Source organism: Dolichospermum circinale AWQC310F (genome assembly GCF_000426925.1).
Lineage (GTDB): Bacteria > Cyanobacteriota > Cyanobacteriia > Cyanobacteriales > Nostocaceae > Dolichospermum > Dolichospermum circinale.
This window is the reverse complement of sequence record NZ_KE384663.1, coordinates 55861-56332: the sequence shown is the minus strand read 5'-3', so window position 1 is coordinate 56332 and position 472 is coordinate 55861. Positions and strand designations below refer to the sequence as shown.

General features: G+C 36.7%; 1 protein-coding gene. It reads left to right on the top strand.

Annotated features, from left to right (window positions below; genetic code table 11):
* Positions 1-217 precede the first annotated feature (217 nt).
* A partial coding sequence (locus ACIR310F_RS25970; RefSeq protein WP_028082163.1) for a hypothetical protein occupies positions 218-472 on the top strand: 255 nt, incomplete at its 3' end.

Below are 472 nucleotides of genomic sequence, written 5' to 3'. Positions count from 1 at the left end.
GACTGTTGTCAATCCTTCGTAGGATATATTGCAATATTCAGATACCGGACTTATTAGAGAAGTCCGGTATTTTGTTGTTAAAAAGCCCATATCTTTAACAGTGAGAGTGGGGTAAAAAGTCCCCTCCCTTTCACAAGGGGAGGGTGAGAGTGCGGTAAAATAGTAAAATGACGGCAGATGTTTGTGTTGTCTATAAAATAACTATCACCAAAAATATATGACTACTAACCCACCAACTCTGACTTATACCCTGGAAGAAATCTTGTCTCGTTTGGATCAAAAGATCGAGAAGCAATTTACCGAAGTCAACCAAAAAATGGATAAGCAAGCTGCTGAAGTAAATCAAAAGTTTGCTGAAGTGAATCAAAAAATAGATAAGCAAGCTGCTGAAGTGAATCAAAAAATAGATAAGCAAGCTGCTGAAGTGAATCAAAAGTTTAGTGAAGTCAACAAAAAACTAGAAACCATTGAT